We start from the raw sequence: 21,349 nt of genomic DNA, 5'->3' as shown, positions 1-21,349 counted from the left end.
CAACCGGGATGCTTGGGCATCCCGGTTTTTTTTTCGTCTGGGCAGCGGAAATTAATTATTTTCAGCTCCTCTTTTCCTTTGCATTATTTATATTGTGAATAGAATTTAACTATTCGCGAAATCCATATTTTTCTTAACCATTTCTTATTCAATACCTAAGCCTGACGTTACGTCAGGGAATAAGAAAAGGGTTGAAAACCCCTTCCCGCCCCTCTATTTTCCCGCCTTTTACGCACCCTGCCCGTCGCCCCTTTGCGGTGGGGTGTTTTTTATTCACGCCGGCTTTCAGGAAGAAAAATGCGTAACCGACCCCGCCCCCTGTTTCGTAAAACCGTCATTGCCGGGCTGCTCTGCAGCCTGCCCCCGCTGGCCGCTGCCTGGGCGGAGGATCGCAGCCCGCGCATCATTAATGACGGCGCACCCCATACCCTGAAAGGCGCGGATATTTATAGCGACAGCGGTAATGCCGTCACCCTGAGTAACGGCAGCCAACTCACCCTCACCGACAGCACCCTGACGGTAGACGGAAAAATAGGGAAAGGCATCGCCGCCGACGGGGAAAATAACCTGCCGCCTACCCTGCTGACGGCAGAAAATATCACCATCAATATCAATGCGGAATTAGCCAAAGGCATTGAACTTGCCGGGAATGTCACGGCGGCGCTCACCGGCTCGCTTATTTCGATGCGTGACGGCACTTCGGCACTGCAAATAAAGCGGGGTGCGTCCCTGAGCGCCGACAACCTGCACATCACGGTGGACAACAGCGCGCGCGGCAGCGCCCCGACGATGGAAGTGGTGGATGTGGTCGGCACCCAGGCGCAGTTCAACGGCGGCACGCTGCGGGTCGATACACTGGGTACGGTGGATCTGTTTAACGTCTCGGGCACTGACAGCCAGCAGGGGCAGCTCACGCTGAACGATTTGACCGCCGAGGTCAACGGCGCGGCCGACGGCCAGCCCAGCTACCTGATCAACGCCAGCGGCAACAGCCGGGTCACGGTCAACGGCGGTGACTACCGCATCCGCGCCGGTAACGGTTACGGCGTCTGGCTGGTGGATGACAGCGTACAGATGGATGCCACCGACATGACGCTGACCACCGAAGGCAGCGGCGGGCACGCCATCGATAACCGCGGTCAGCTCAGGATAGAGAACAGCCGCATCACCACGCTGGGGAGCAGTTCACACGCGCTCTACACGGAAGCGACCACTGAGGCGCGCGATCTGCGGCTGAGCACCGCCGGTAAACGCAGCGCCGCCATTGCCGCAGCACGCGGCGGCGACGTGGTAATAAATGGGGCGGCGGCCGCTACCTCCGGCGAAAACAGCAACCTGCTGCTTAACTTTGGCGACAGCCGCATCACGGCAACCGCCCTGACCGGCAGCGCTTCCGGTAACCAGGCTGACGCGATAAAAACCTACGCCAACGCCGCCATCACCCTCACCGACAGCCAGCTTACCGCCGAAGGTGCCGACGCCCACGGCATCACCATGCTCAATGATTCTGCCCTGCGCGCCGCTACCACTGCCGTCACGCTGGATAACAGCCGCCTTCAGAGCGCCCAGGCATCGGCCCTCTTCGCCCTGGGCGGCGGTATCACCGTCAACCTCGCCAACAGCAGCCGGCTTACCGGCGGCAACGGCATCTTGCTGGAGACGTACGTTGCCCAAAATGCGGCGGGCGATCTTGTGCATGATGAGGTCACGCTTAACGCGGACGGCCATTCGCGCCTGACCGGCGATGTGCGGGTTGATCCCCTGGCGGCACAGAACAATGTCGCCCTGCGTCTTACCCACGGGTCAGAGTGGCTGGGCGCTGCCCCGGCGCTTGACCAGCTCACCCTGGACGCCACCAGCCAGTGGGCGGTCACAGACAGCAGCCGCGTCAACCAGCTTGCGCTGAACGGCGGCACGATCGCCATGCAGCACCGCGGCGATCGTTATACGACCCTGCGCGCCCATGACCTGAGCGGCGGCGGCAATCTGGTGCTGAATGCGGCACTGGCCGGTAACGAGACCGCCACCGACCGGCTGGTGGTCACCGGGGAGATGCGCGGCGACTACCGGCTGTTCATCAATAACCGCGGCGGTTCCGGCGGGCTGACCACCGGCGACGGCATCAACGTGATTCAGGTGGACGGCAGCAGCAACGCCACCGTCGCGCTGGGGCAGCGGGTGGCGGTGGACGCCTACGACTATTTCCTCTATCAGGGTGGCGGGCAGGACGCTGACGACTGGTATCTGCGCTCTACGTTTACTGCGGAACCGGTGACGCCGGACGATGTGCCGCCGGATGATACACCCGCAGACGACCCGCTCCCTGCCCCGCAACCCGGCCCCGACGACGTGCCCTGGCGTGAAGAGGTGCCGGGCTACCTGGCGGCACCGGTACTCAACCAGCGCTACCTGTTCGATGCGCTCGGCACCTACCACCAGCGCACCGGCGGTGATGTGGCGCGCCTGGACGGCAGCTGGCTGCGCCTGTTTGACCAGCAGCAGGATTTCGACGCGGGCCGCTTCAGTTATGACAGCGAAACCCGCTATGTGCAGCTGGGCAACGATCTCTATGAAGACCGCAGCGGCTCGGCCACCACCCGCGCCGGGTGGGTGCTGACGCTCGGCAGCCAGCGCACTGACGCCGAAGACCGCCGCCGCGCGCTGAACCCGGCACTCTCGGTGGCCACCGGCCGCATTGAGAGTGAGATTTACAGCCTTGGCGGCTACTACAGCGTACAGGCTGACGATGGCGGCTATGTCGACATCATTGGCCAGCTCAGCACGATCCATAATGACTACTTCAGCGCCGGGCACAGCGCCCAGCATGGGATGGGGGTCGCGGCCTCGGTTGAAGCCGGGAAGCCGTTTGACCTCGGCAACCGGGTAAAACTGGAGCCGCAGTTGCAACTGAAATACCAGTATCTGCACCTGGACGGCTTCCGGGATGAGATCAGCGCCGTCTCCGGCGTGGCGCAGAGCAGCGGCGAAGCGCGCGCCGGGCTGCGCCTCTTCCGTGAGATGGGCAACTGGCAGCCCTACCTGACGCTGGACGCCACCACCTTTATCGGTGATGAACCGGTGGTGCGCGTCGGCTCACAGCAGATCCAGACCGGGTTCAGCAACAGTTATTGGCAAACCGGGCTGGGCGTGGCGGCCACCCTCAGTGACAGCGCCAGCGCCTACGGGGAGTTCCGTTACCAGCAGGCGTTTGACCAACAGAGCGACGGCTATGCCGGGATGATTGGGGTGAAAATCGCCTTCTGATGCCTGCCGGGCTGCCTATCGCTGGCAGGCCGGGCACCAGTAGAACGGCCGGGAGGAGAGCGTGGTTTTCTCGATGATGCCGCCGCAGCGTTCGCACGGCTTCCCGGCGCGGTGGAACACCCGGAAGCGGAACAGCGCGCCGTGGTGTTTGCTCTCTTTGGCTTTGCCGCGCGTGGCGTAAGAGAGGCGCGCGATGCTGAGCACCGCGTCGGCCAGCGCATCACGCTGTTCTTCGCTGAGATCCTGCGGTTTGTGGTGCGGGGCCAGCTGCGCCTGCCAGAGGATCTCCGCCCGCAAATAGTTGCCCAGCCCGGCGATAAACGCCTGATCCAGCAGCGTGCCCGCCAGTTGGCGGCGGCGGAACGCCGGGGACATCAGCCGCTCGCGCACCATGTCGGGCGTCAGGGTCATGTCCAGCACGTCCGGCCCGATGCGCGCCAGGAACGGGTGGGTTTCGATCTCATCAGTGACCCATAACGAGATGTCGGAAGCACTCAGCAGCACCACCGCCTTCTCCGCCGTCTCCAGCCGCACGCGCGGCGAGCGCTTGCCCGCCGGTTCTTCGCCGGGTTTGACCACCCGCCAGACGCCATACAACTGGTTGTGGCTGTAGAGCGTCATGCCGTTGGAAAAGTGGGTCAGCAGCGCTTTGCCGCGGGTTTCAAACCGGGTCACGCGGCAGCCGATCAGGTCAGACTGGTAGGGTTGTAACTGGGGAAACGCGAACCAGACGTAGGTCAGGGGTTTGCCGCCCACCGCTTTTTCAAGCTTATCGGCCGCGCGCCGGATCTCCGGGCCTTCAGGCATGGGTACTGCTCCTTAGCTATCTCAACAGAGAACAGGCGCGCACGCCTGCCCGTCCTATCAACACAGAGGCACGGCGAACCGTGCCTCTTTTTGCCTTGAAGTATAGCCCAAAAGCGTGAAATCAGTGGGTTGCGCCGCCGCCCACCTGCAGATCCCGCTCGGTATTGAGCGCGATGGCGATCGCCAGCTCCAGCGCCGTCAGCACGGTGTCGGCGGCCATGCTGGGGCTGCCGGGGTGGCGCGCCGCCTGCTCCGGCAGGTACGGGATATGGATAAACCCGCCCCGGATACGCGGGTTGCCTTTCTGCTGCAGGTGGTGCAGCAGCCCGTACATCACATGGTTACAGACAAAGGTGCCGGCCGTCTGGGACACCGCCGCCGGGATGCCCGCATCGCGCAACCCCTCGACAATCGCCTTGATCGGCAACAGTGAAAAGTAGGCCGCCGGGCCGCCCGGCACAATCGGCTCATCAATCGGCTGCTGCCCCTGGTTGTCGGGGATGCGCGCATCATCGACGTTAATCGCCACCCGTTCCAGGCTGATCTCCGCCCGGCCGCCCGCCTGCCCTACCGCCAGAATCAGCCGGGGCTGCGTCTCGGCAATTGCCGCCTCCAGCGTTTCCAGCGCATGGTGGAACACGCAGGGCAACTGGCGCGCCACAATGTGCACGCGGCCCAGCTCCATATCGTGCAGCCGCTTCACCACCTCCCAGGAGGGGTTAATGCGCTCACCGTCAAAGGGTTCAAACCCGGTTATCAATACAGTCTGCATCGTTGTTCCTCCCCACTGGCCCTGCTTTCAGCATAGTCAGTGGGCTATAAAAACATCAAAAAGTAGAGCAGGAAAATGTTCACTACCAGCAGCGCCACCCCGGTGGGGATTTGCGCTTTGATCACGGCGTTGCGGTCCGGCAACTCCAGCAGTGCGGCGGGCACGATGTTGAAGTTGGCGGCCATCGGCGTCATCAGCGTGCCGCAGTAGCCGGAGAACATCCCGATCGCTGCCATTACGGCCGGGTTGCCGCCCTGCTGCATCACCAGAATCGGGATGCCGATCCCGGCGGTGACAATCGGGAAGGCGGCGAAGGCGTTGCCCATCACCATCGTCAGCAGCGCCATGCCGATGGCGTACGCCGCCACCGCCACCAGCCGGTGGTCTACCGCCAGGTATTCCTGCGTCAGGTGGGAAATGGCGGTGCCGACCCCGGCGGAGGTGAACAGCAGCCCCAGCGTCGCCAGGATCTGCGGCAGGATAAACGCCCAGCCGATGGAGTCGAGCAGGCGGCGCGTCTCCTGCACCGATTGCAGCGCCGAATCCCGCGTCATCTGCAGCGCCATCAGCAGGCCAATCACGCAGCCGACCAGCATGGAGAAGAGCGTGTTGAGCGTCGGCGGGCTGCCGGCACCAAACACCGTCGAGGCCAGGCCGGGAATATGGTTGAACGCCAGCACCCCCAGCACCGTCACCACCGGGATCGCCAGCGCCGGCAGGAACAGCCGGTTGCCGAGCCGGAGGGCGCTCTCGGTACGCGCCTTTTCACTGCGCTGGTGGTAACTGCCGAGGCGCACGCCGCCGAACCCGGCGATCAGCGCCATCAGCACCACCAGCACGCCCACCGCAATATTCAGGGTGCGCGTCCCTTCCGCCCCGCCATAGGCAGCGGCCCAGTGGCCCGCCCAGTCGCCCAGCAGGAAGATCAGCCCATACAGCCCCCAGAACAGGCCGGTAAACAGGCGGCGCGGGTTGGCGCGGTCACGCAGGGACATCACGCTGACGATCAGCAGTAACACCCCGGCCAGAACATAGAGATAGTGTTGCTGGAACATCAGCGGCCTCCTTTGCGGGACAACGCCGTGCTGTTGAGCGCTGAGAGTTCACGCTTGAGCTGCCGGTCGAGCCGGTTCAGGCGGAACGCGTGGATCAGGAAGGCACACACCGCCGTGGGAATGCCCCACAGCGCGATATGCAGCGGCTCGGTCTGCACCCCGGCGGACTCCAGCATAAAGTTATGCATAAAGATAATGGCCCCGAACGCGACAAAAATATCCTCGCCAAAAAACAGCCCGATGTTATCGGTGGCCGCGGCCATCGCCCGCAGGCGGTGGCGGGTCGCTTCCGGCAGTTCACCATGCCGGGCGGTGGCCGCCCCTTCGGTCATCGGCGCGAGCATCGGCCGCACCATCTGCGGGTGGCCGCCGAGGCTGGTCAGCCCCAGCGCCGCCGTCAGCTCCCGCGCCAGCAGGTAGACCGTCAGCAGCCGCCCGGCGGTGGCGCTGTGGATGGTGGCAATAAACGCCTGCGCCCGCTCTTTCAGCCCGTGGCGCTCCAGCAGGCCGATCACCGCCAGCGGCAGCAGCAGGATCAGCGGCAGGGTACGGGTGCTCATAAAGCCGGCACCGAGCTTCTCCAGAATGGCCGCCACCGGCATCTGCGCGGCCAGCCCGGTAATGATGCCGGCGACAATCACCACCAGCACCGCGTTAAACCGCAGTAAAAAGCCAATCACGATCGCAGCGATGCCGACCAGTGGCCACAAGTTCACAGCCTGTTGCATAGTTCCAGCTCCCTAAGAGGTCAGACACCGGGCAGAACCCGGTGTACAAAATGCCCGCACGGGCGAAAACGTGGGGAAGGTCAGGCGGCGCGAACGGCAATCTGCCGTTGCTCAAAGTTGCGGCGCAGCAGGCGGGCAAACGCCAGCGCATGGGCACCGTCACCGTGCAGACAGACGCTGTCCGCCTGAACCGGCACCGCCTGCCCGTGGCGGCTGATCACCTCCCCCCGCTCCACCATATGCAAGGTTTGCGCCAGCGCCTGCTCGTCGCTCTCGATCAGCGCGTCCGGCTCGTTGCGCGGCACCAGGGTGCCGTCCTCCCGGTAGCGGCGGTCAGCGAACACCTCCTGCCGGGTTTGCAGGCCAAGGCGCTGGCCGGCGCGGATCAGCTCACTGCCCGCCAGCCCCACCAGCCGCAGCGAGCCATCCACCGCCTGCACCGCGCGGGCAATGGCATCCGCCAGCGCGGGGTCTTTCGCCGCCTGGTTGTAAAGCATGCCGTGGGGCTTCACATGCACCAGCGTGCCGCCCTCGGCGCGGGCAATCGCCGCCAGCGCCCCGACCTGATAAAGCACCTGGGCGTAGACCGTCTCCGGCGGGAGCTGCATCGCCGTGCGGCCGAAGTTCTCCCGGTCCGGGAAGCTGGGGTGCGCGCCGATGGCGACGCCGAATTCCAGCGCCCAGCGCACCGACTGCACCATAGTTTGCGCGTCCCCGGCGTGGAAGCCGCAGGCGATATTGGCCGAGCTCACCAGTTGCAGCAGTTCACGATCGTTGGCACAGCCTTCGCCCAGATCCGCATTTAAATCAACGCCCATCTAACCCCCGCTCAACCTGTTGCAGGAAACGCGCCTGCTCCGCCTTGGCCTGATGGGCCTCTTCCAGTGTGCATTTAATAAAGTGGATCGGCTCACCAAGCCGGATTTGCGCCAGGTGGTAGAGATCTGCCTCAATCACGCAGGCGATGCGCGGGTAGCCGCCGGTGGTTTGCGCGTCGGCCAGCAGCACAATCGGCTGGCCGTTGCCCGGCACCTGCACCACCCCCGGCAGCAGGCCGTGCGACAGCATCTCGCGGTCGGTAGTGCGCTCCAGCGCGTGGCCATGCAGCCGGTAGCCCATGCGGTTACTCTGCGGGCTGAGCTGCCACGCCGTGCGCCAGAACGACGCCTGCGCCTCGGGGCTGAACTCCTGGTACTCCGGCCCCGGCAAGGCGCGGATGCGGTTATTGAACAGCAACTGTTTAATGCCGGTGGCGCGCTGCGGCAGGTTCACCGGCTCGCCCAGCGGCAGCAGGTCCCCTTCCTGCAAGCGCCGGCCGTGGAAGCCGCCAATGCCCGCTTTCAGGTCGGTGCTGCGTGAGCCGAGCACCTCCGGCACGTTGATGCCGCCGGAGAGCGCCAGGTAGCTGCGCATCCCGCGTTTCGGCATCCCGAGCACCAGCCGCTGCCCCGGCTGCACCGGGTAGCGCCAGCCGGTCCAGAGCTTCTGGCCGTCCAGCTCGGCATCACACCCGGCACCGGTCAGCGCGATCCAGCCGTCGCGTAAAAATTCAGCCGTGAACTGGCCGAGGGTAATCTCTATCCCGGCGGCACCCGGCGCGTTGCCTACCAGCATATTCGCCAGTTGCAGCGCCGGCTGGTCGAGGGCGCCGGTCTGGCTGATGCCCAGCGCGCGGAAGCCGTGGCGGCCTAAGTCCTGTACGGCGGCGTACATACCGGGGCGGATAATTTTCAGCATACGCCCTCCTGTTGCGGCACAAAGCGCACGTTGTCACCGGGGTGCAGCAGGGTCGGCGGCATCTGGTCAGGCATAAACAGCGCCTGCGGCGTCTGGCCGATCAGCTGCCAGCCGCCGGGCGACGCCAGCGGGTAGATGCCGGTCTGCGCCCCGGCGATGCCGACGGAACCGGCCGGCACCAGCAGGCGCGGCTCGCCGCGGCGTGGGGTCGCCAGTTGCTCCGGCATACCGCCGAAATAGGAGAAGCCCGGCAGGAAGCCGAGGAAGTAGACCACATACTGGGCGGAGGCGTGGGCCTCCACCACCTGTTGCGGCGTCAGCCCGGTATGGCGCGCGACGACCTCCAGGTCAGGGCCGTGGGTGCCGCCGTAGATCACCGGGATGTCGATGTCCCGCGCCTCCGGTACCAGCGCCTCGCTCTCTTCCCACCAGCGTTGCAGCCGCTCGATGGCGTCCAGCGCCACCGCCTGCGGTTCCGCCAGGAAAATGGTGAGGTTATTCATCCCCGGCACCGCCTCCCGGACATCCGCCCGGCCGCGCAACCGCTCCGCCAGCCCCCAGATCCGCTGTTGGCTCTGTAACGTCACCGGCGGCTCCAGCTCGAGAACGACTGCGCGTTCCCCTAACAGATAACAACGTGCTCGCTGCACTTCCCGCCCCTTAGATAAAGAATAATTATCAATTTAACACGCATTGTTATGCAGTAAAGCGGGGGGCGCTGTCAACCTGCCGCCCCCGCCCTGACGCCGCACCTGCTAGTATCAATAGCATAAGGCGGCCCATCCTGCGCCCCTTGGAACTCAAAACTCTGCTCAGGGCTGCGCCTGTTATTTCCGGACGGGATCACAGTTGCCTCCAAAAATCAGCCATAAAATAATGCGTCTGATTAAAAGGAGTGATCATGTCCATACCTCTCTATTTATGGCTTAAAGATGATGGCGGCGTGGATATCAAAGGCGACGTCAATATAAAGGGCAGAGAAAGGAGTATTGAAGTTACCGGTCTTAACCATGATGTTTCTATCCCCACGGATGAGCATTCCGGCAAACTCACCGGCACGCGGATACATGGTGCGTTCTGCTTTGATAAGCAAATTGACGCTTCCAGCCCCTGGCTTTACCAGGCAGCCAGCAGCGGGAAAATGCTTAATTCGGCTGAATTTAAATGGTATCGCATTAACCATAATGGTTGGGAAGAAGAATACTTTAATGTCTTTCTGGAAGGAGTGACCGTATTAGGGGTTACCCCTATTATGTACGATATTAAAATGGCTTATGGCGAAAAACGCCCCCACCTGGAATATGTCGAGTTACGCTATCAACGTATTACCTGGAAATATTTAGACGGCAATATTATTCACTCAGATAGCTGGAATGAACGTACAATAGCGTAAGGAACATGCTATGACATGGATATATCATCAACGAAGTGGCGATTTATATCTTAATGGCGAATTTATCGGCACAGGTTATGCCGGGCGCATGACGAACAAAAATAATCCTGACCGCCAACACGTAAGAGGATTAGGGCCATTACCGCGCGGTACCTATCACTTCGGCCAGATTTCCCGGAAGTTTGGCCCCATGACTGTTCAGCTTGTCCCGGATGCCACCAACACCATGTATGGGCGCAGCCATTTTTATGTTCATGCTGAACGCAGAAACCCACCTTTTGGCTGGGCATCAGAGGGCTGTATTGTGGTGAACGCCACAATCCGCCACCGGCTCGTCAACTCTATTCGAGGCGGCGAGCGTCAGCTTGTTGTGGTTGAATGAAAGGGCTGACTGCAATGCTGATGCTAATACCTTCCCTCTCTGCAGCAGCACCCATTACCCCGTCAGCGTTACTGGCAGATATTCAGACGCGGGGCGTCGATACCGTCATACAGCGAATGACCGATGAGCAGGCACAGCCGGTTTTTGACGGTATCGCGAGGGGCGATCCTGACTGGATCAGGCTAGCCCCTGTGCTGGCACCCGGTCTGGACGGCGGATGGGCAACCTGGTTAGGGGTGTCATTAGCAAGCGCCCTGCCGCGTAATGCGTACGCCGTGTTAGCCATTATTGATGAGGGAAAATATGCACCGATGATGGGCACGTCAACCGTCTGCGGGATGCCGTTTTTTGAAGAACAGCAGGCGTTTTATACCAATTATTATCACGCTGCCCGCCGTGCTCTGCTGGCAACCGGTGAAAAGGGCAAGCGATGCCTTCTTGTGTTGGAACAGGCAAAGCAGCAGGCAGTCACTCTCTCCTCGCCATGATCCTCATCCGTTCTCATTAAAAAGGGGCAATCGCCCCTTTTCACATCATGCCGGATTATCAATATCGATAAAGGTGACATCCAGGCCGTGTTCGGCGGCGAGCCAGTCGCCGAGAGCGCGGACGCCGCCGCGTTCGGTGGCGTGGTGGCCGGCGGCGAAGAAGTGCAGGCCCATTTCACGGGCGATGTGGATGGTCTGCTCCGAGACTTCACCGCTGATAAAGGCATCCACGCCGAAGTCGGCCGCCTGCTGGATAAAGCCCTGGCCGCCGCCGCTGCACCAGGCCACACGTTTGATGGTCTCCGGTGCGCCGATGTCGCTGTGCAGCACGCTGCGGCCGAGCTGCTGCTCAATGCGCAGGCGCAATTCCGCGCCGGTGAGCGGCGTCGCCAGCTCGCCGTACGGCACCAGCGGCATCACCTCGCCCTGTACCTCAATGCCAAATGCCAGCGCCAGTTGCGCGTTGTTGCCCAGCTGCGGGTGGGCGTCCAGCGGCAGGTGGTAACCGTAGAGGTTGATGTCATTAGTCAGCAGGGTTTTCAGCCGGTTGCGCTTCATGCCGCGCACCGCCACCGGCTCGTTTTTCCAGAAGTAGCCGTGGTGCACCACTATCGCATCGGCCTGGTGTTCCACCGCCGCATCCAGCAGCGCCTGGCTGGCGGTGACGCCGGTAACGATGCGCTGCACCGCCTCACGCCCTTCGACCTGTAGCCCGTTGGGGGCGTAGTCTTTGAAGTCGTTGACGCTCAGTTTCTGGTTAATCAGGCGTTCAAGCTCGGTATTGCGCATGGTCTGGTTCTCTTAATCGGGGAAATAACGCGTCACAGGGTAATGCGATCGCCCTGCTGCATAAAGATGAAGTTAACACCGGGGCGGTTTCCTGCCTCAAGTTGCTGCCTGATCTCTGCCGGGGCGTCCCTGCCCGCCTGCAATGAGGGCTTAATGTGGCTGATCAGTACCGGCAGCCCGCGCAGCGCCCCTTCGCCGCCGCTCAGGGCGGCGAGGTTCTCCAGCTCGCTGAGCAGCAGCGCCGGGGTCAGGTGGCCGTAGAGCCGGTCAGTGGGCTGGTCGTTGGCGTAGGAGGTTTCGATCAGGATGCCCTTCAGCCGGTGCGCCTGCACCAGCGGCGCGAGCAACTGCCAGGCGGCGCGCAGGTGTTTCGATTTCTCATTGGCATCGCTGCCGGTATCGCCGAAATAGGCGAACGCCTCCTCGCCGCGCGTTACCAGCAGCATCGACGAGGCGCTGTTGTCATGGCTCAGCGGGAGGATCACGCCGCTGAGGCCGGTGTCGCCGAGGGTGACGCGCTGCCCCAGGGGCGGCGTGTTGATGCGGTAGGTGCCGAGCCGGGTACCGTTGCCGCTGTCACTGAAATTGGGCCAGCTTTTCCAGTTGAAGTAGTGGGTGCGCAGGGTGTTGGCGGTGTCGGTGGTGGTGTAGATCGGTTTGCGGCTGTCGTCCGGCGCGGCCAGCAGCAGCCCGGCGAGGTGGTCGAGGTGGCCGTGGCTGAGGAAATAGGCACCGATCAGCTCCCGCAGCACATAGCCCTGCGGCGTCAGCGGCGCGGCTTTTTCCGGCGTGACCTGGGGGAAGCTCCCTTTTGCCAGCGCCTGCGCAATGCCCGGCAACAGCGTGCCCGCGTCCAGCGCCAGGTAGCGGCTATTATCACCGTTGCGGATCAGATAACTGCTGAGGTTGCCCTCCTCCAGCCCGCCGCGCACGCCCAGCGCCACCACCTCAAACTCTGCGGCGGCTGCCGCTGACCAGAGCGCCAGCGCGGCCGCCACTGCCCGTATGCCTCTCATATCGTTGCTCCATGCCGATCAGTATGGGTTGTCAGCCTCCGTGGCATGGGCATGACGCCGGGCATCCTCGAACGCCTCCAGCGTCTCGCGCCGTGCGGTGGCGTGGTCAACCTGTGGTGCCGGATAGTCTAGCACGCGCTGCTGCTGTCCGGCCCAGCGATGCGGCTGATGGATGGCGCTGCCCGGCACCTCTGCCAGCTCCGGCACCCAGCGGCGGATGAAGTCACCCTGTTTGTCGTAGCGTTCGCCCTGGGTGGTGGGGTTGAAGATGCGGAAATAGGGGGTGGCGTCGGTGCCGGTGGAGGCGGCCCACTGCCAGCCGCCGTTGTTGGCGGCATAGTCGCCGTCAATCAGCTGCGACATAAAGTAGCGCTCGCCCTCGCGCCAGTCGATGCGCAGATCCTTGACCAGATAGCTGGCGGTGATCATCCGCAGCCGGTTGTGCATCCAGCCGGTCTGGTTCATCTGGCGCATCGCCGCATCTACAATCGGGTAGCCGGTGCGCCCCTGTTTCCACGCCTCGAACGCCTCACCCGGCTCGCGCCACGGCACAAAGGCCGTCCAGCGGATAAACGGCTGGTGTTTGCAGAGCATCGGCCAGGTCACCAGCAGGTGGCGGTAGAAGTCGCGCCAGATCAGCTCATTGAGCCAGCCGAACGCGCCGCCGTCACGCTGCTCCAGCATCATGGGGCACTCCGCCTGCAACCGGTTGAAACACTGGCGCGGGGAGAGCACGCCGATGGCCAGATAGGGCGAGAGCTGGCTGGTGCCCTGAATGGCCGGCTGGTCGCGCTGCCGGACGTAGTCCGCTGCCTGCTCGCGGCAGAAGGTGCGCAGCCGCGCCAGCGCCGCCTCTTCGCCCGCCGGGAACAGCGCCTCATCCACCGGCTGTTGCGGGTAGTCGAACGGCGTTAGCGGGTGGTGCACCACCCTGCCCTGACTGCGCGGCCGGGGCGCAGGCAGGGAGCGGGTGTCAGTGGCGGTCAGGCGGCGCAGAAAGGCGTTACGGAACGGCGTGTAGACCTTGTACATCTCGCCGTGGCCGGTGGTGACGCTGCCCGGCGGCAGGAGCAGGCTGTCATCAAATGCCCGGCAGTGAACCTGCCCGGCCAGCGCCTGCTCCAGCGCCGCGTCACGCCGCTGCTCATTCAGCTCATACTGGCGGTTATAGAACAGCTGGTCTGCCTGCTGCTCACGGCAGAAGTCCACCAGCCAGGCATTCCCGGCGGCGAAGTCGTCACACTGGTGGTAGTGGAGTTCAATGCCTTTGGCCGCCAGCGCCGCCTGAAGGTGGTGCAGCGTCTGGTGGATAAAGGTGGCCTGGCGCGGCGCAAGGCTATGCGCCCGCCACTGGCCGGGCGTGGCGATGAACAGGGCCAGCACCCTGGCCGACGGATCTTCGCAGGCGGCGTGCAGCGCCCGGTTATCAAAGGTACGCAGGTCATTCCTGAACCAGACCAGATGGGTGGCCATAAAAAATCCTGTGATGGGAAAACGTCAAAGGGCGGCGCGATGGCCGCCCGGCTCAGTGCCCGTAACGCAGGCAGAGCGCTTCGGGGTACGGTTCGAAATAGCGTTGTTGCGCCAGATAGGCGTCGGGGAACTCCGCCATGTAGTGTTTGAGCAGCGTGATCGGGGCCAGCAGCGGCTGCACGCCCTGCCGGTAGCGGTCAATCAGCTGGGTCAGCTCCTGGCGCTGCGCCGGGTTGAGCTGCTTGCGGAAATAGCCCTGCACATGCATCAGCACATTGGTGTGGTTGCGGCGCGTGGCGCGGTGCGTCATCAGGCTCATCAGGCGGCTGCGGTATTCCACGGCGAACGCCTCCAGCGACTCCCACTGGTCCATCGCAGCGACAAAACGCCCCAGCTCGCGGTACTCCGGCTGGGAGTGCGCCAGCAGCGAGAGCTTGTAGCGGCTGTGGAAGGCCATCAGCCCGCCGCGCGTCAGCCCCTGTTTCCACAAGGCGTTGAGTTCATAGAGGGCAAATACCCGCTCGACGAAGTTTTCGCGCAGCATCGGGTCATGCAGCCGCCCATCTTCTTCGACGGGCAGCCACGGGTAGCGTTTCATCAGTTCGGCGGTATAGAGGCCGACGCCGCTTTTGCGCGCGTCTTTGCCGGTGGGGCTGTAGACCCGCACCCGCTCCATGCCGCAGCTCGGCGACTTGGCGCAGACGATGTAGCCGCAGAGGTGGCCGAGGGAGGCGACACGCTCCGCCGACCAGCGCTGCATGGCGTCGGTGACGTCAACGGACGCATCATTGCTGTAACGCATCGCGGTGCCCTCCCCGGCTTTGACCAGCCGCAGCGCCGGGCGCGGGGTCGGCAGGCCAATCGCCATTTCCGGGCAGATCGGCTCAAAGCGCACATAGGGGGCGAGCTGATCAACCGCAAAGCCAAAACGTTTGTGCCCGCCATCAAAACGGACATTCTCACCTAACAGGCAGGCGCTGATTCCAATAGGAATTTTATCACTCACGGCAACTCCTGGATGAGGTAGGGGATGAGTTAAGTGTAGAAGAGAGGCACCCATATCGCGTACCCAGGGAGGAACAATTTATACAAACAAAGTAATTTGTACAGGTTAGCGTGCAAAAAATTATCAGATAAAGGGGTCCGGCACGGGCCGCCGCCGGGGCGGCCGCCGTTATTGATAGGTGATATTGAACGTCCCGGTAGCTTCGAATGCCCCTGGTTTGACGGGGCTGCCGTCTTCCCGCAATTGCGCAGTGAAGTCGAGCTTAACGGTGCCCGGCATCGCCAGGTTAGTCATTTTCGCGGTGGAGTTCGCGTCATTGGGGCGCAAGGTATTGCTGTAATTATCGCGGATTTGCACACCCACACCGGCGGCAACGTTCTGCCCGGTCAGGCTATTCGCTATCATGTTTCCCCCGCCGTTGACCAGCGCTGTCGTGAGCCGGGTGGTGACGCCGTTCAGCAGCGAGCAGCCGCTTAGCGTAATACTGAACGGTTTTTCCGGCACCCGGCCGCCTGCGGCATCCCCGATGTTGATGTCACCAAAATCAACCGTGTTATTACTGACACTCGTGACCGCGCTGGTGCAGGTTGGGGTGTTGATCGGTATGCCAAAACTGCCTGTAGAAGAATTAATGGTAATGAGTGGCCCGGCTCCCCCAAGGCGGTAATCCCCTAGTTTGGTACTGTACAGGGGATGAACCAGCGTGTTTCCGTTATTGCCCCGGTAGTCGGCATCCTGGTAGATATCGATATAGACACGCCACTTTGTCCCATCCAGCGGTCCGCCCTCGCTATCCATATTGCCTGACATGGCAACAACCTGTTGCCAGTCGCCGCTGGGCGGCAAATAGCCGTCCACTTCTGACGTCGTGACGGGTTTGATATGCACGTTGTAGATAATGCCGGGAATATTGGTCTTAAACTGGACACCATCAACACCGGGCAGCCCTTTGACGTCCTGTTGGTTAGTGCGCGCATGCAGGTTCTGCCCATCCGGCCCGTTACTGCACCCGGATTGAATGTCGGTTCCGTCATACGCCACGAGATCTTTTAGCAGCAACTTAGGTTCGCTGACGGTGCCGGTTACCGGCAGCGGGTTAATGGTTCCGGCGTTCAGGATGACGCTTGCCGCTTTTTTGAAATTGCACTCCCGTGCGGCAAAGGCCGCCGGGGCCAGCAGCGGCAGCAGCGCCAGCAAGCAGGCCCGGCAGGTAAAACGGTTGGTCATTGCACGCTTCCTCTTAGTCATAGATCACGTCCACCCGCACCCGGCTGGTGAGCAGGCCGCTGGTGACCGGCCCCAGCCCCTGGTAACGCGCCGTGAACAGATAATCCTTGAACATATTTGCGCCGGCAGGGAACACCACGTCGGAACTGCCGTCCGCATTCAGCACATTGGTGCCGTGCTGGCGGGAGAAGATCACGATCCCGACGCCCTGCGCGCCGCCGTCAGCGGCGGCGGTTTCATTGGGGAATACCTGGTTCTGTACCGGCAACGCGTAGGGGCTGAAGGCGAAATGCAGCGCCTGCGCCCCGCCCCCGCTGTTTCCCATGCAGTCAGTGACCGTGATGCGAAACGCCTCCCCACCGGTATTCTCCGTGGGGCTGACCCGCGGGTTGCCGTCGCCGTCCACCAGCTCGTTGCGGTGGATGACCGGCAGCCGCATATAGCCGTCGTTGTCCAGGCGGATAGTGCAGGTGTTATCCCGGATCTGGGCGCTGAAGGTCAGATCCGGGCTGCTCCCGGCACCGGCAAAGGCACCGGGCGCGTTCAGGGTGGCAAGCAGCAGCAGTCGGCATACCGAAAAGAGAGGTCGTTTCACGTCATGGCTCACTATGCGGGTTAACGTAAGTTATTCATACGTCACGGCAAAGGTGACGGGAATGCTGGTATCGCCCGTGGTGACATCGCTGATGTTGCGATCAGGGGCAACCACCATGCGGGCGTTCATGTCCACTGACCCGCCACCGCTTTTGACATCAATGTCCTGCTCCGGCGACGTGTTACAGGCCAGTGCGATGCCGCTGTCCTGCTGCCCTTTCCACAGCTCGACCGCCACCGCTTGTGCCGTACCGGTACCGGCAAAGGAGGGGCCGGAACAGCTGGAACCGCTGCTCGGTTTGGCGGTGTATTTCGCTTTCGCCACCCCGCTGCAACTGCTGAAGACCAGCTTGAACGGCTCTACCCGGCTTTTGGCCGACAGATCGGATTTATAGACCGTGCCGAAATCAAGCTCGCTGATGGCGGCCCCCGCGTTGCTCTGGATCTGCGCGGTGCAGGTACCGGCTTCGATAACCGACTCAAAGGTCATTTTGACGCTGTCAGTGCCTGCCAGGGCGGGCGCGGCAATTCCCATGCTTACCATCCAGGCACCGGCAAATAGACTGATGTTTTTCATAGTGGCTCTCGTAACGTTATTCATAAGTAAACGCGAAGGTCGCCGTCGCGCGGAACTGGCCGGGGGTCACCCGGCTGGCATCCGTTTCCACCAGGCGGGCCGTGAGGTTAACTTTTTTGGCCTGGATTTCTGAGGCCGTCCAGACCAGGCGTTCATTGTCATTCAATGAATTGATTTTGAACGGATTATCCAGATCGCTGCTGCGGGCGATGGTGACACCGACATAGTCTGCGCCGCCGTCCGCTTTCGCGACGCCGTTTTTAATGGCAGAGGGTACGATGTTGCTGTTGGAACCGTTTACGGTGGTTTTCAGGCTATCCAGGCTGCTGGGGCACTCCACAACGTCCAGCGAGAAGGTGGCCGTGGCGCTCTGATCGCCCGCGAGCAGTTTATCCAGCCCCACTTTGCCGCCCGGGCCGATTTGCAGGGTGTTATTCAGACCATCGCCGCTGCCGCCGGTGAGCTTCATGGTACAGGTGGTCTCTACAATATTGGCCTTGAAGGTTATATCCACATTCTGGGCCTGCGCCAGGCCGCCGGATACCAGCAGCACCAGCGGTGCCGCCCGGCACGCCATGCGTCGTTTCGTCATCATCATCCTTCCTGTTTGCTGATCTGTTTCAGTTACGGTGTTCATCCAGAGGGTTATTTCACGGCCGCAGCCGCGCCGGTTTCTGCCACCCCGCTTGCTTCCATCACACAGGGCTGGTTGTCGAGGTAGAGGCTGCCCGCCACCACCGGCGCACCGGCGGCGAGGCGGTAGCTCACGCGGCAGCGCTGATCGGCACCGCTGCCCCAGGCCACCTGCAACACGCCGCTGTCCGGAATGCCGCGCACAAACGCCTGCCCCGCCTGCCCGACCACACCCACGGAGCGGCCGTCCAGCAGGACATCCGCCGCCAGCGGAATAAAGCCCTGATCGGTGCGCGTCAGGGCCAGCAGCACCGAGCGCTCGCTGTCGGTTTCAAAATTCACTTTCACCACCGCGCCGCCCGCCGGGATGGCCAGGGTGCTGGTGTTTTTGACCTCCACATCCCGTGACAGGGTGGAGATGTCCAGCGCCACGGTGTTTTCACGGTAAGCGGTCAGCCCGGTGTTGATGGCGTAACCGTCGCCGTTGATGCGGCCCATCGAGGCCACCCCGGCCCCCTCTGCGCCGTGGGCATAGACCAGCGCCAGGGTTTCGTTGTCACTGATGCTGTTCGGGGCCAGCGTGAGGCCGCCGCCGTGCAGCACCATGCCGCCGCTGTAGCTCAGGGAGTACTGGCGATCCGCCTCATCCGACACCGACACCGAGGCGCTCAGCGGCCCATAGGCGCTGTTGTAAGTGCCGTACCCGCTGAGGTCGGCCAGTGACTGCTGATCATCGTGGTTGTAACTGGTGCTGACGCTGTAGCTGAAGCGGTTGTCCTCGCTGTTGCCGTTGGCCGACACGTTGGTGTTGCTGCTGCCGTCACGGTTGAGGTTCATGCCCATGTTCAGGGTGGAGAAGCCGCCCGGTGCCTTGCCGCTTGAGGTAAAGTTCTCCAGCGGCAGCGACAGGTTGAAGTAGATGCTGTCATCTTTGACGCCCAGCTCATCGTAGGTGCGCTGTACGGAGATGCTGTAACTGCCCCAGCGGAAGCTGTTGCTGTAGCCGGCGGAGAATTGCGAGGTGGGTTCATCTTTCGCGCCCCAGTAATCCTGCCAGCTGCCCGTGAGATAGAGCGAGCCGTAGTCCGTGCCGTTAACGCGCACCGGCTGGCTGATGTTGAGCTGAACCTGGTTTTTCATCCGCTGGTAGAGGTTGAAATCGCCGTCCTCCCCGGTGCCGCTGTGCAGCGAGGCGGCGTCCGCCAGGGTCATATAGTGTTCGGTGGAGAAGCGGTAGGCAGCGAAGTTAAACGAGGTGTCGGTGCCGCTGATCGTTTTGTTGTAGGAGAGGCGGTAGCTCTGCCCCTGCAACGCCTCATCGGCCACTTCCGGGTCATCCAGGTAAGAGTGGGTAATGTCAAAGGCGATCGCCCCGAGGCGGGTGTTCATCGCCACCCCCAGCAGGCTGGAGACGTAGCCGATGTCCAGATATTCCACCCCGGCATAGCCGGTAAAGGTGTTGTTAAAGCCGTAGTAGCCGTTGGCCACCATCACCCAGGGGCGCTCAGAGAGATCGCCTTCGTTGTACTGGCCGAGGCCGAGATCCCAGCGCGAGGTGCCCGGCCGCAGCATCTGGGTCACTGACGCATAGGGGATCGAGAAGCTGTTTTTGCTGCCGTCCGCCTCTTCCACGGTGACGTCCAGATCCTGCCCGTAACTCACGGTGGAGAGGTCGGTAATCTCAAACGCGCCGGGCGGCACGGTGGTTTCATACACCTTGTTGCCGTCCTGCGTGACAATCACTTTGGCGTTGGTGCGCGCGACGCCGCGCACCACCGGGGTAAAGGTGGAGAGGCCGCTGGGCTGCATACGCTCATCGTTGTAGAGCCGCACGCCGCGCAGGTTCACCGGGTCAAAGGTGTCGCCGCGGGTGTAGGCATCCCCCAGCAGCAGTTGCGCTTTCAGGCTGGGGATGTCCCGTTGCAGGTAGATGTCGTGGCTGTCGTAGTCGGTGCCGCTGTCGCTGTCCCAGTCCAGGTTGCCGCGCGCGCGAAAGCGCCACGCCCCGAGGTTGACGCCGTAACGCAGCCCGGCATAGGCCGATTCACTGCGGTCATGATCATTCACGCTCTGGTAGGCGTTCAGATCGTAAGAGAGCATCGCCGCCGGGATGCCGTAATCCCACAGCGCCGGGTCCACGTAGCCTGCGGGTTTTTGCAGCACGTAGATTTGCGGCAGGCTGACGTCCAGCACCTGCGAGGAGGGGTCATAATGCAATTGCGCGTTGCTGTAGTAGCGGCTGAGGTCGAGGCAGCGCTGCTCCAGCGGCGGGTCACTTTTTTCCGCCTCCAGCGCCGGCAGCAGCTCATCGGTTTTGACACCGAGCTGCATCAGCTGGCGCAGGGTCAGGCAGGGGGTGGCGACCGGCGTGCCGTTATCCAGAAAGGTGACGTCGCCGTTGAGTTTAGGCACAGCGTTGAGCTGGATCGTCACCGGGTAAGTGCCGGGCAGTACCGGATTGCCGCGGGCGAAACGGTCCAGTTCTACCGGTGCGCCGGTGTTGTAAAGAAACTGCTCATTGAACTCCACGTCGGCCGCGGCATACCCCTGCCTGACGCCCATCAGGCAAGCCACCCAGACACCGGCAGATAAGAGGCGAGAGAATTGTTTTGCTGACACAGTGGCACCCGTCCTTGCCTGAATGTTCCCCTGGCGTGCAGGGCGTTACAGTGGGCTTTCGTACTGATTCAACCCGCCGAAGTCATTGATCGTGTTGAATTTCACCACCCCTTTGCCGGGGGCCGTCAGCCCTTTTACGTCGGCGCTGATGCTGGAGAACGGCGCGACCTGCGCCAGATCCAGCGGGTATGTTTTACCGTTCTGCACCACATCGCCGCTGTGCAGCACCACGTAATAGGGGGAGTCGTTGCGGATAGTCGCCTTCACCTTGCCGTTGCTGTTTTCCAGCGACCATTTAAGGCCCTGCGCGGCCGAGGCGGCGGAGCCTTTCAGCCCCTCAGGGCGGAAGAAGAGTTTGATGCGGGTGCGGAAGGCCAGTTGCAGCAGGCTCTGTTTGTCATCGGCGCTGGGTTTGGGCGGCACTTCCAGCACGTTGAACCAGTAGAGCGTTTCCCTGTCCTGCGCGACCGGCTGCCCCAGGTAGGTGATGCGCACCGTCTGCCCTTTGCCCGGGTCAAGGCGTGACACCGGCGGCGTGACCACAAACGGCAGTTTCAGCGTCTGCGGGTTGGCGTCTTCGCGGCCGTCATCCAGCCAGACCTGCGCCAGCAGGGGGTTGTTGCCTTTATTGGTCAAATTGACCGTGACATTTTTAGCCGACTGGGCATACACGACCCGGGTGCTGGAGAGCACAATATCGGCCTGCGCGCTGTAGCTCGCCGTCAGGGTGGCGGCAAACAGCAGAGAGCGTGCGGCCGGCGTAGAAGTAAAAGAAAACATAGGCATCCC

General features: G+C 62.5%; 21 protein-coding genes. 4 read left to right on the top strand and 17 right to left on the bottom strand.

The window, feature by feature from the left end:
• Window positions 1-297 precede the first annotated feature (297 nt).
• Window positions 298-3,264, top strand: coding sequence for an autotransporter family protein (locus tag CYR32_RS04315; RefSeq protein WP_101822906.1), 2,967 nt, complete (start codon window positions 298-300; stop codon window positions 3,262-3,264).
• 15 nt (window positions 3,265-3,279) lie between these two features.
• Here CYR32_RS04315 and nei read toward each other — a convergent pair whose 3' ends face one another.
• The 7 genes from nei to pxpB form a co-directional block, all read right to left on the bottom strand.
• Window positions 3,280-4,071 carry an endonuclease VIII gene (gene nei, locus CYR32_RS04310; RefSeq protein ID WP_101822904.1) on the bottom strand — a complete coding sequence of 264 codons (792 nt, stop codon included), beginning with the start codon at window positions 4,069-4,071 and terminating at the stop codon, window positions 3,280-3,282.
• Window positions 4,072-4,192: 121 nt separating this feature from the next.
• Complete coding sequence (gene pcp / locus CYR32_RS04305; RefSeq protein WP_101822901.1) at window positions 4,193-4,843, bottom strand: pyroglutamyl-peptidase I; 651 nt, start codon at window positions 4,841-4,843, stop codon at window positions 4,193-4,195.
• Window positions 4,844-4,887: 44 nt separating this feature from the next.
• The gene (locus CYR32_RS04300; RefSeq protein ID WP_101822899.1) at window positions 4,888-5,901 is read right to left on the bottom strand and encodes a DUF979 domain-containing protein; all 1,014 of its coding nucleotides are present in this window, start codon (window positions 5,899-5,901) and stop codon (window positions 4,888-4,890) included.
• Window positions 5,898-6,626 carry a DUF969 domain-containing protein gene (locus tag CYR32_RS04295; RefSeq protein WP_101822897.1) on the bottom strand — a complete coding sequence of 243 codons (729 nt, stop codon included), beginning with the start codon at window positions 6,624-6,626 and terminating at the stop codon, window positions 5,898-5,900. The genes CYR32_RS04300 and CYR32_RS04295 overlap by 4 nt, the downstream gene beginning before the upstream one ends.
• An 80-nt stretch (window positions 6,627-6,706) precedes the next feature.
• Entirely contained in the window at window positions 6,707-7,444 is a 738-nt protein-coding gene (pxpA, locus tag CYR32_RS04290) for a 5-oxoprolinase subunit PxpA (protein WP_101822895.1), read from the bottom strand.
• Window positions 7,434-8,363, bottom strand: a complete 930-nt coding sequence (pxpC, locus tag CYR32_RS04285; RefSeq protein WP_101822893.1) for a 5-oxoprolinase subunit PxpC — start codon at window positions 8,361-8,363, stop codon at window positions 7,434-7,436. Before pxpC ends, pxpA begins: the two co-directional genes overlap by 11 nt.
• Complete coding sequence (gene pxpB, locus CYR32_RS04280) at window positions 8,357-9,013, bottom strand: 5-oxoprolinase subunit PxpB (RefSeq protein ID WP_101822890.1); 657 nt, start codon at window positions 9,011-9,013, stop codon at window positions 8,357-8,359. Before pxpB ends, pxpC begins: the two co-directional genes overlap by 7 nt.
• A gap of 251 nt (window positions 9,014-9,264) precedes the next feature.
• On the opposite strand from pxpB, the gene tssD reads away from it, so the two are divergent.
• From tssD to CYR32_RS04265, 3 genes are read left to right on the top strand one after another with little or no spacing between them, the layout of a single operon-like run.
• Entirely contained in the window at window positions 9,265-9,756 is a 492-nt protein-coding gene (tssD, locus tag CYR32_RS04275) for a type VI secretion system tube protein TssD (protein WP_101822889.1), read from the top strand.
• Between the two features lie 10 nt (window positions 9,757-9,766).
• Entirely contained in the window at window positions 9,767-10,138 is a 372-nt protein-coding gene (locus tag CYR32_RS04270; RefSeq protein ID WP_101822886.1) for a tlde1 domain-containing protein, read from the top strand.
• Window positions 10,135-10,626 carry a hypothetical protein gene (locus CYR32_RS04265; RefSeq protein WP_146000666.1) on the top strand — a complete coding sequence of 164 codons (492 nt, stop codon included), beginning with the start codon at window positions 10,135-10,137 and terminating at the stop codon, window positions 10,624-10,626. Before CYR32_RS04270 ends, CYR32_RS04265 begins: the two co-directional genes overlap by 4 nt.
• Before the next feature lie 45 nt (window positions 10,627-10,671).
• Here the strand turns inward: CYR32_RS04265 and CYR32_RS04260 are convergent, their stop codons facing one another.
• The 10 genes from CYR32_RS04260 to CYR32_RS04215 form a co-directional block, all read right to left on the bottom strand.
• Window positions 10,672-11,415, bottom strand: a complete 744-nt coding sequence (locus CYR32_RS04260) for a type 2 GTP cyclohydrolase I (protein WP_101822882.1) — start codon at window positions 11,413-11,415, stop codon at window positions 10,672-10,674.
• Window positions 11,416-11,447: 32 nt separating this feature from the next.
• A complete protein-coding gene (locus CYR32_RS04255) occupies window positions 11,448-12,431 on the bottom strand; it encodes an MBL fold metallo-hydrolase (protein WP_101822880.1) in 984 nt (327 codons plus the stop codon).
• 18 nt (window positions 12,432-12,449) lie between these two features.
• Entirely contained in the window at window positions 12,450-13,904 is a 1,455-nt protein-coding gene (gene phrB, locus CYR32_RS04250; protein ID WP_101822878.1) for a deoxyribodipyrimidine photo-lyase, read from the bottom strand.
• A 52-nt stretch (window positions 13,905-13,956) separates the two neighbouring features.
• Window positions 13,957-14,910, bottom strand: coding sequence for a YbgA family protein (locus CYR32_RS04245; RefSeq protein WP_101822875.1), 954 nt, complete (start codon window positions 14,908-14,910; stop codon window positions 13,957-13,959).
• Between the two features lie 168 nt (window positions 14,911-15,078).
• The gene (locus CYR32_RS04240; protein WP_165698175.1) at window positions 15,079-16,137 is read right to left on the bottom strand and encodes a fimbrial protein; all 1,059 of its coding nucleotides are present in this window, start codon (window positions 16,135-16,137) and stop codon (window positions 15,079-15,081) included.
• A gap of 13 nt (window positions 16,138-16,150) precedes the next feature.
• The gene (locus CYR32_RS04235) at window positions 16,151-16,732 is read right to left on the bottom strand and encodes a fimbrial-like protein (RefSeq protein WP_165698174.1); all 582 of its coding nucleotides are present in this window, start codon (window positions 16,730-16,732) and stop codon (window positions 16,151-16,153) included.
• A gap of 30 nt (window positions 16,733-16,762) precedes the next feature.
• Window positions 16,763-17,308: a fimbrial protein gene (locus CYR32_RS04230; RefSeq protein WP_101822869.1), complete on the bottom strand. Its 546-nt coding sequence runs from the start codon at window positions 17,306-17,308 to the stop codon at window positions 16,763-16,765.
• Window positions 17,309-17,324: 16 nt separating this feature from the next.
• A complete protein-coding gene (locus CYR32_RS04225; protein WP_241523745.1) occupies window positions 17,325-17,903 on the bottom strand; it encodes a fimbrial protein in 579 nt (192 codons plus the stop codon).
• A gap of 50 nt (window positions 17,904-17,953) precedes the next feature.
• Entirely contained in the window at window positions 17,954-20,560 is a 2,607-nt protein-coding gene (locus CYR32_RS04220) for an outer membrane usher protein (RefSeq protein WP_241523744.1), read from the bottom strand.
• A 45-nt stretch (window positions 20,561-20,605) separates the two neighbouring features.
• Window positions 20,606-21,340, bottom strand: a complete 735-nt coding sequence (locus CYR32_RS04215) for a fimbrial chaperone (RefSeq protein WP_101822865.1) — start codon at window positions 21,338-21,340, stop codon at window positions 20,606-20,608.
• Window positions 21,341-21,349: the final 9 nt, after the last annotated feature.

It is taken from the genome of Chimaeribacter coloradensis, from assembly GCF_002858715.1.
Classification (GTDB): domain Bacteria; phylum Pseudomonadota; class Gammaproteobacteria; order Enterobacterales; family Enterobacteriaceae; genus Chimaeribacter; species Chimaeribacter coloradensis.
Note: the sequence above shows the minus strand (reverse complement) of the source record. Positions and strands in the feature narration are given on the sequence as shown.